This is a genomic window from Allobosea sp. 2RAB26 (assembly GCF_052115465.1).
Classification (GTDB): domain Bacteria; phylum Pseudomonadota; class Alphaproteobacteria; order Rhizobiales; family Beijerinckiaceae; genus Allobosea.
The window spans coordinates 1-7,674 of record NZ_JBFRGS010000046.1; the positions used below are offsets into that span (position 1 = coordinate 1).

The 7,674-nt window shown below is 62.4% G+C and carries 10 protein-coding genes and 1 pseudogene; 3 read left to right on the forward strand and 8 right to left on the reverse strand.

Going from position 1 to position 7,674, the window contains the following annotated elements; genetic code table 11:
• Positions 1-271: 271 nt before the first annotated feature.
• The gene (locus tag AB4118_RS33765) at positions 272-514 is read left to right on the forward strand and encodes a hypothetical protein (RefSeq protein ID WP_441493857.1); all 243 of its coding nucleotides are present in this window, start codon (positions 272-274) and stop codon (positions 512-514) included.
• A gap of 116 nt (positions 515-630) precedes the next feature.
• Here AB4118_RS33765 and AB4118_RS33770 read toward each other — a convergent pair whose 3' ends face one another.
• On the reverse strand, positions 631-834 hold the full coding sequence (locus tag AB4118_RS33770; RefSeq protein WP_441493858.1) for a DUF7696 family protein: 204 nt from the start codon (positions 832-834) through the stop codon (positions 631-633).
• Positions 835-1,756: 922 nt separating this feature from the next.
• Here AB4118_RS33770 and ligD point away from each other — a divergent pair.
• A pseudogene (gene ligD, locus AB4118_RS33775) lies at positions 1,757-2,655 on the forward strand (non-homologous end-joining DNA ligase); the annotation flags it as partial.
• Between the two features lie 112 nt (positions 2,656-2,767).
• On the opposite strand, the gene AB4118_RS33780 reads toward ligD, so the two are convergent.
• From AB4118_RS33780 to AB4118_RS33800, 5 genes are all read right to left on the reverse strand, one after another.
• Positions 2,768-3,037, reverse strand: coding sequence for a hypothetical protein (locus AB4118_RS33780; protein ID WP_441493866.1), 270 nt, complete (start codon positions 3,035-3,037; stop codon positions 2,768-2,770).
• Positions 3,038-3,455: 418 nt separating this feature from the next.
• Positions 3,456-3,719: a DksA/TraR family C4-type zinc finger protein gene (locus tag AB4118_RS33785; RefSeq protein WP_441493859.1), complete on the reverse strand. Its 264-nt coding sequence runs from the start codon at positions 3,717-3,719 to the stop codon at positions 3,456-3,458.
• Positions 3,720-3,847: 128 nt separating this feature from the next.
• The gene (locus AB4118_RS33790) at positions 3,848-4,390 is read right to left on the reverse strand and encodes a general stress protein (protein ID WP_441493860.1); all 543 of its coding nucleotides are present in this window, start codon (positions 4,388-4,390) and stop codon (positions 3,848-3,850) included.
• A gap of 36 nt (positions 4,391-4,426) precedes the next feature.
• The gene (locus AB4118_RS33795; protein ID WP_441493861.1) at positions 4,427-4,723 is read right to left on the reverse strand and encodes a PepSY domain-containing protein; all 297 of its coding nucleotides are present in this window, start codon (positions 4,721-4,723) and stop codon (positions 4,427-4,429) included.
• A 527-nt stretch (positions 4,724-5,250) separates the two neighbouring features.
• Positions 5,251-5,562, reverse strand: coding sequence for a DUF1236 domain-containing protein (locus AB4118_RS33800; protein WP_441493862.1), 312 nt, complete (start codon positions 5,560-5,562; stop codon positions 5,251-5,253).
• 14 nt (positions 5,563-5,576) lie between these two features.
• On the opposite strand from AB4118_RS33800, the gene AB4118_RS33805 reads away from it, so the two are divergent.
• Positions 5,577-6,158 (forward strand): PRC-barrel domain-containing protein, encoded by a 582-nt coding sequence (locus AB4118_RS33805; RefSeq protein ID WP_441493863.1) that lies wholly within the window; start codon positions 5,577-5,579, stop codon positions 6,156-6,158.
• Between the two features lie 93 nt (positions 6,159-6,251).
• On the opposite strand, the gene AB4118_RS33810 is transcribed toward AB4118_RS33805, so the two are convergent.
• Both AB4118_RS33810 and AB4118_RS33815 read right to left on the reverse strand, forming a co-directional pair.
• Positions 6,252-6,569, reverse strand: a complete 318-nt coding sequence (locus AB4118_RS33810; protein ID WP_441493864.1) for a DUF6894 family protein — start codon at positions 6,567-6,569, stop codon at positions 6,252-6,254.
• Between the two features lie 131 nt (positions 6,570-6,700).
• A complete protein-coding gene (locus AB4118_RS33815; protein ID WP_441493865.1) occupies positions 6,701-7,585 on the reverse strand; it encodes a hypothetical protein in 885 nt (294 codons plus the stop codon).
• Between the last annotated feature and the right edge of the window lie 89 nt (positions 7,586-7,674).

The following is a 7,674-nucleotide window of genomic DNA, read 5'->3' on the forward strand; positions in this document are numbered from 1 at the left end:
AAATCGCTTACGAGCTCGTTCCCGACCAACGCTCGGGAAAAACCTGTGCCGAGAACCTCAAGCCGGAATAAAGCCGGCTACTGGAACTGACTACGGTACCATTCGTTTGGACGGCGTGCTGTTCCCCTCAAAGGCCACACGACCTACCCGCTGCGATTTGCCCTAGGGCGGGGCCCTATTTCCTCTCCTGGCATCGCCCTCAAGTCCAATAGAGGATCCGATACCTTGGTGGGAGGATGGCCACTTCGGCACGCGCACTTAAATCTGCGCCATGACGCCGATCCAGAAATGTGGACTGACACGTCTTATGCTGCGGCTGCCTGGTTTGCGTGCCGGCTTTGAGACGTCTGAAGAGATCTTTCTCGATATCAGTGAGGCCTATGAGCTGGCGTGGATAGGGCTCGATTTCTGGACCCGGTCGGAAGCGTCAGAACGTGCCGAGCGGATTATGGAATACGAAGAGTTGGCGGCCTCTTTGGAGTCGGAGGCGCTTATTAGAGGAAGGAAATCCTGAGACGCCGGCGCGCGGGCGCAGCCTGGGGCCTCGCTGCTCCCGCCCGATTAGCGGGCCACACTCAGTCCTTCATTTTGATGAGCCGCGTCGCTCGATCTGAACTTTGAGCGCAGCAACTACGCCCTCGCCGCGAATGCCCCTGATATCTTGGCTTTTGCGGTCCACGGCGCCGCGGACGCCGTCGACGATTCGGCGCGCTTCGCCTCTGGGAGGGAGAGCAGATATTCGACCTCGCATTCGTGCCGCCACTCCCCGGAATCGGAGAGAACCTCTCGACCGACGAGACGGGACCAGACGACGCGAGGTGAGGAGCCTGGCACGGTGCATCTCCAGGGTTGCCCCCAGACTGGTCGATCGCAATGCGTTCATCGACGCAGGCACGGCATCCTGCCTGCACTCAACTCATGGAGCCGATCGCCGGTTCCGCGCCGACGAAACAATTTCGCTCGCGCCCGGAACCCGCAGGGGCCGCTGCGCGTTTCATACCTCAGCCCAAGAGGGGTGAACTGGCCCGCTGTGTGAGGACGCTGCGGGTCCTTTTTATGTTCCCATGCTCTCGTCGACGGAACAGCCGAGGGGCAGGTTTGTTTTCTCTGGGTGCTGGCCACCACTCTCCACCGCCCGCACGGCCTCGGGCCCCGCCGCTGCCATACGGCGGGGCCTCCGGCTGGCCAATTCATCCTTGCGTTCTTTTGATGGATTATAAACTGTGAGCATCGCAGGGGGATTGCGATGCCGTTCCGTTCCATCGTCGCCACGCCAGAGGAACTCGCTCGGATCGCCGCGGCTTTTGATGAAGCTTGGAGCGAGATTGCAGCAAGGGTCGACCCGCCCAGCGAGCCCGCCCAACGCGAGCGTCTGGCCTCAATCATCGCCGAGTTGTGGAGGGCGGACCCAAGCGTCGATTTGGCACTACTCGCTGTCCAACGTTTCGATGAGACCGCGTCGAAAGGACCGGGAGAATCTTGAGAGAGTGAAATAGTAGTCGCCGCCCGGAACTGCTGGTTTCGACAGGGGTTCGCTAACTGCGTGGTGGCGTTGTTCACATCCGGCGCCGTCACGGCCTGGGGAGCCCCGCCGCTATTCCCCCCGGATCGGCGGGGCGAACCTCGTGCGTGCGTTGGAGTATCAGTTGTGTGCGCGCGTCGCGCTCTACGGTCCGGTCCTGAGGCGGCCGAGACAGTCCGTGGCCCTGTCAGCAAGGCGCGCGATGCGCGCCAGCGGAAGCTCCACTTTGATCCGATGCCCGATCGGGTCCAGCCCTGCCTGGCGCTGCTGACCTCCAAGCCCCCGGCGACGATTGGTCTTATGAAGTGAAATGGGACGGCTACCGTCTCGCCATCCACATTGATAATCGCACAGTGCGAATCCTGAGCCGCGGCGGTCATGACTGGACGAACCGTTCCCGACGATCGCCGGTGATGCTCTGGATCTCGGGCCGGATAGCGCCATCCTCGACGGCGAGGCCGTCGTGCTCGACGAACGCGGTGCTTCCGACTTCGGCGCCTTGCAGCAAGCTCTCGGTGGCCGGGGCGGCAAGCGATCTGCCGCCGGAGCGCTCCTGTACGCTTTCGATCTGCTCAATCTCAATGGTCACGATCTTCGTCCGCTGGCGTGTGAGGAGCGGCGCGAGATGCTCGCCGGCATCATAAAGCCCCATACCTCGATCCTGTTCAGCGCGGACGTCGACGCCTTCCTGGCGCTCGCCTGCAAGATGGGCATCGAGGGCATCATCGCGAAGCGGCGCCATGCGCCCTATCGATCCGGCCGGGGCGGCGAATGGCTCAAGATCAAGTGCATCCAATCGGAAGGGTTCTTCATCATCGGCTATGAGCCGTCGACGGCGGCATTGGGCGGTATCGGGCCGCTCGCGGCGTGGAAGAACAACCGGCTGACCTATGTCGGCGGCGTAGGGACCGGGTTCACCGATCGCTCGGCTACCGCGCTGCGAAAGCAGCTCGCCGCGCTCCTGATCGATAAGCCCGCGCTGAAACTGACAAGAAAAGGGACGCGCTGGGTGACGCCGTCACTGGTGGCTGAGATCGAATTCCGCGGCTGGATCACGGACCGAAAAACTGCGGCACGTGTCTTACAAGGGGCTACGCGACATCTCCGATGCTGACAACGTCCTTCGCCTTGACGAGTTGTGCCCGCTAATCCCCGTATTTGGCTCCTCGAGCGCCGCGCCCGCCGGTGGATTCGGCTCTAACTGTTCCGCCGTTTCCCCAGGACACCCGGTCTGCTGTTCGACGCTCAATTGGACGAGGCCGGCGGAGGATTCTTGCCCGGTTCCCGGCCAAAAAACACCCATCGGCGCCCCGAAACTTGCGTGACAACAACGATCATCGCAACCCCGTCCTCGCATTCGAGATCGAAGGTTTGGTCAAAGACAAAAGGGCCTGCTTCGATCGGTTCGCTATAGAGGCGGCCGGCGCGCCCACACTCTCCGATGGCGACATACTGATAGGTTACCATCAAGCGCATTCCAGCCTTATCAACCAACACACCTTTCCCGGTGAACATCGGCGCCTCACACCGCGAAAATATCTGACCAGGCTAAGATGAAGGCAGCCTGGCAGTAGGCGCGCATTTAGGGAGAAACTCCACCAATCTGCCGCGCTCGATGGACATCGGCTGGCCACGACCTTTGAAACGCAAGCCGAGGACCATGTCGCGTCCGGCCTACTAGCTGCCTGTAGAATGAGGTCGGCATCGCTGAACACAAGCGAGCCCGCCACGCGCATGGACAGATCCTGCCCCTCCTTCTCGAATTCCCAGGCAATAAAGGCCACCGGAGCCCGTCTGGCGGTAGTTGATGCAGTTGTGCGGCGTCAGATCGTGCGGGGAGAGACCGGCGCGGGGTGTTCCGGGGGCAGCAGGAGGCGGCGGCGCTCACAGGTGAAGATGACAGTCTAATCGCGATCGGAGCAACCGCATGCGGTCATTTCAATTGGCTGTCCTTGCTGCCCCGGCGGTTGATGCCGGACATCGCTCTGGGACGGTCGAGGCCTGACTGGCAATCCACGCAGGTACGGGCGCCAGGCATCGCGCGACGCCGCGTCTCCGCGATTTCCTCTCCGCACACCTGGCAATAAATCTCGCCAGGTCCGGTCGGAAGCCGTGACCGCGCAAGCCGGACGGCATCGGTTATCGAGTCGTCGATCTGGTCCTGAACGGCTCCGTCGGGAGCCCAACCACTTGCCATGGAACACCTCTCTTTATTCCCAAATGGTGTTCGTCCACCGCGACGCCAGTGGCGACCATCTTGGGACGGCCTTGCATCACCAACGCGCCGCTGCCGCGCGGCGAGCCCCACGGCAGCGGCGCGTGGCGTCAGATGCCGGCCTGGCCGCGCACATACGGATCCGCTGTTTCGTCGAAGCGGGTCCAGCCTTCGCGACGGTACTGGGCCACACGGCTCTCGCGATCGATCGGGGTCGCACCATCCAGGATGGCCTCGACCGTAGCGGCCTGCTCGTCGACCGCCCTGACGGAAACAACCGTGCCGCCGCGACGAACCGTCTCCGCATAATAATGGGCCTCGTCCTCATCGACACCTGCACTGGTGAACGATCCGACGAGGCCACCCGCCGCTGCTCCCGCGACAGCGCCCGCCGCGGTCGACGCCAGCCAGCCAGCGGCGACGACAGGACCAATGCCCGGGATTGCTAGAAGGCCCACCCCGGCGAGAAGGCCGGCCGCCCCCCCGATGCCTGCGCCGATGCCAGCCCCCTCGGCGGCGTTACTGTCCTTGGCGCGCTCATCGCGGCCGATGACACTGATCTCCGACGACGTGATGCCGGCCTGTTCAAGCTTCTCAACCGCCGCAGCGGCCTGATCGTAGGTGTCGTATGAACGAGTGATCGTACGGGTCATGGTTGCCTCCAGAAGTCGGGGTGCGAGTGGTATTGATCAGTTGCGAGTGATGTTGCCGCGATAATCGACCGAAACATTCACTTGAGCGCCGGCGTTCGTCGCCGTGCCCTTCCAGACGCCGTTGTCGTCCTTTTTCAGGCCGGTGACGTTTGTGTAGCCGTTGGCTTCGAGACGGCTCTTGGCCTGGCCTTCAGTGAAGCTGTTGGCGCCCGGCAGCGGGGCGTTCGCGTCGGCAGGAGCGGGAGCCGGGGCGGGGGATGTGGTCGAGGTTTGCGCCATGGCCCCAAAGGAGGTCGTGGTGGCGATCAGGGAAACTATGATGAGCTTTTTCATGGTGGCTCTCCCAAGGGAAGCGGCGGTGCCGCAGTGCCCAAGAAAACGGCGCCGCACCGCTTTGGTTCCTTTCCCAATCCCGGCGGCGTGAACGGAACCGGAGGGCCAAGAAGGAGCGCCCAATAGCGGAACATCGGCTCGACTACCGGAGTTGGACGGGATCCAGCGCCGGGGAATGATTCATCGCCACCGCGCCTTCCTCCACCGGCTTCATGGAGATGTCACAGCGCGCTGAGGCCCTTTCAGAAGACGGTCGGCGTCGATACCGATCGGAGGCAGCGGCTGCATTTGAGCGAGTGGGGGAATTTCAGGAAAGGCTTGAGGACGAGATTTGGGCGCGTCCGCTTCGTGTGATGGCCTGGGCCGCGGCCACTCTTGAGATCCACGTGACCGCGGTCCCGCGCAGAAGTCTTAAATGGCCGTCATGATCATCGGGAACGGGATCAGGGTTCTCGGAGTGCATTCGCCGTGGCGAGCGGCTAGCCAGCGCCGCCCTAACGCAACATCGCCAGGGCGGCGGTGGGCGCTTACTCGATGATCTGGATGATCTTGCGCGAGCTGGGCTCGACCAGCACAGCGCGGTCATTGACCATCGTATAACGATACTGCGTCACACCAACATCCGAAGGGAATGTGTGCAGTTCGACCGTTGCCGGAAGCGTGGCGCCGACCGCCACAGTTTCCTGAACCTTCACGGATTTGGGCTTCTCTTTCATGAAGTAGGATTTGATCTTGCCTGATTGTTCCGTGGTGATCGTCGTAGTTGTGGTGGTCTGTGCCAGCACGGCCGAACTCGCAAGTGCAGCAGCAAACAACGTGGTGAGAATTCGGTAGGTCATGGACGTCCTCCATCATGAGTGTCCTCCCCGGCCGCTTTCAAAACCCCAGAGTATCGTCCTTGTTCCGCGCGGGAATCGTTCGAATACGGAGCTCCGCGAATGCGCATGAGGAACAGATCAGAATGCTCGGAATTACCTTTCCATCCTGCCGCAGCGGTCCCTGCCTGCGGCCCTATAAGGGAGGTCATCCGAACATGCGCACCATCATTTTTGCTCTTGCAGCGACCGTGCTTTCCAGTGCGGCGTTAGCACAGACAGCACCCGTCCCAGCCCCCGCCCAGCCGCCCGTCTTCGTGTCGGTTGACGAGGCGTCCGCTCTCGTCGGCAGCCTGAAGGGTCTCGACGTCAAGAATGCCGGCGATGAGACTGTCGGCGAGATCGAGGATGTGGTCATCGCCGGCAATTCGTTGGCGTCCTACATTTTATCCGTCGGCGGTTTTCTCGGTCTGGGCATTCACTATGTTGCGGTCAGCCCGAGTGCGCTCGCCGTCACCTGGAATCAGACCGACAAGAAATGGAATGCGCGGATCAACGCGACCAAGGAACAGCTCAAGGCGGCGCCGCAGTTCAAGTACGAGGGCCGCTTCGCAAAGTGACCGGACCCGGCCGGCGCGGGAACCTAGCGTGCTGGGGGGTTGAACCAGGACCTCACATGACCTGGCCCGCTGACTCCGAATGGTGCGCGGGCCTTATTTGTGTCGGGCCCGTGCCTCCGACATTGCTTCTTCAGATTTGCCGGGGACAGGGTTCCGGATCGGGATCGGGGGCGCTGGCGTGAGCCACCGGCTGTTCAACATGAGCGTCGCCGCAAAGATCGGAGTGCCATCGGCGTAGCGTACTCTCACGTCGATGCTGAGATCGTCGCTGGACTGGACACGCTCTGAGATGATGTCGCCGAGGCTTGAAAGGGCGGAAAGGCGGGCGGCRGCGTGGTCCTCGAGGTCGATGCCTTCGCCGTCGACGACCAGCTCGGTGTTGATCCCGATGGCGAAAAAGTATTGGGCCATGCCGGCTTAACGGCCCCGCCCTCGGCCAAGTTCCAGTTCGCGACGGAGCAGCGGAGACTGAAAGACGTCGTCTTTGCTTCTTCGCGTATCGGGAGGTGTGGAGGGGCCCGTGCGAGCCCCTCCAATTTCCTTCATCGCCGCCCGAACAACGATCCGAGATCCATTTCCTCGTCGCGGTGCTTGCCGCCAAGTTGGGCTGCCATCCAAGCTGCCGCCGCCCCCAACAAAAGCACTGCTGCGGTCATGAATGCGGTTATCACTGCAGCCTTGCGAGCGCGCTCAGCGGCTTGCTTTGCGGTTTCCTTCGCCTGCTGCAGTTTCGCGAAGGCGTCATCGACCTTCTTCTGAGCCTCGGGCTGAGGGATGTTCATTCGGGCAGCAACGCGCGTCACAATATAATCGCGGTCAGCTTGATCCAGTTTTCCCGAACTGATGCCTGTCATGAAGATCCGGGACGCCTCCTCGCGTTCACTGGCAGCCGGCGGCGTGGTGCCGGTTGACCTCATGACAGAGTCCAAGGCCGAACCCAGCGGATCCGCCTGCTGACTGATCAGAGCGGCCGCCCCGCCAGTTGCGGCCGCCGCACCGGTCGCTGCTGTTTTGGCAGCGCCCACCAGTGACGAACTGGCGACCATCGCTACGATCAACGCTCCGGCAGCCCAGACGACCAGGCCATGAGCGCCGTCGCGAACGTGGCGCTCGTGGTCGCTGGCGTCGGTCACCGGCCGACGCATACGCCCGGCAAGATATCCGCCCGCGCTGCAGGCCGAGACTGTGATCCAGATGGCCCACAGACCTGCGGCGATGGTCAAAGCTGTCAGGCCCGAAGAGCGCGCGGTGTCCGCGGACACCAAGGACAGGCCAATGGCAGAGCCAAAAGCTGCCATGACCGTAGTGATGGCTGCGGACAGCACTGCACCGCCAAAGATGGCGCTCCATTCAAGATAGGAGCCGGCGGAGGCACCCCTTAGGGCGGGAGGGGGAACGACGACCACGTTGGGTGCGCTCACGGACATGATGCAGCCTCCTACCGAAGACCAAGGAATGAAAGAATGGCCAACACGACCACGATGAGGCCAACGATGTAGATGACGCCGTTCATGAG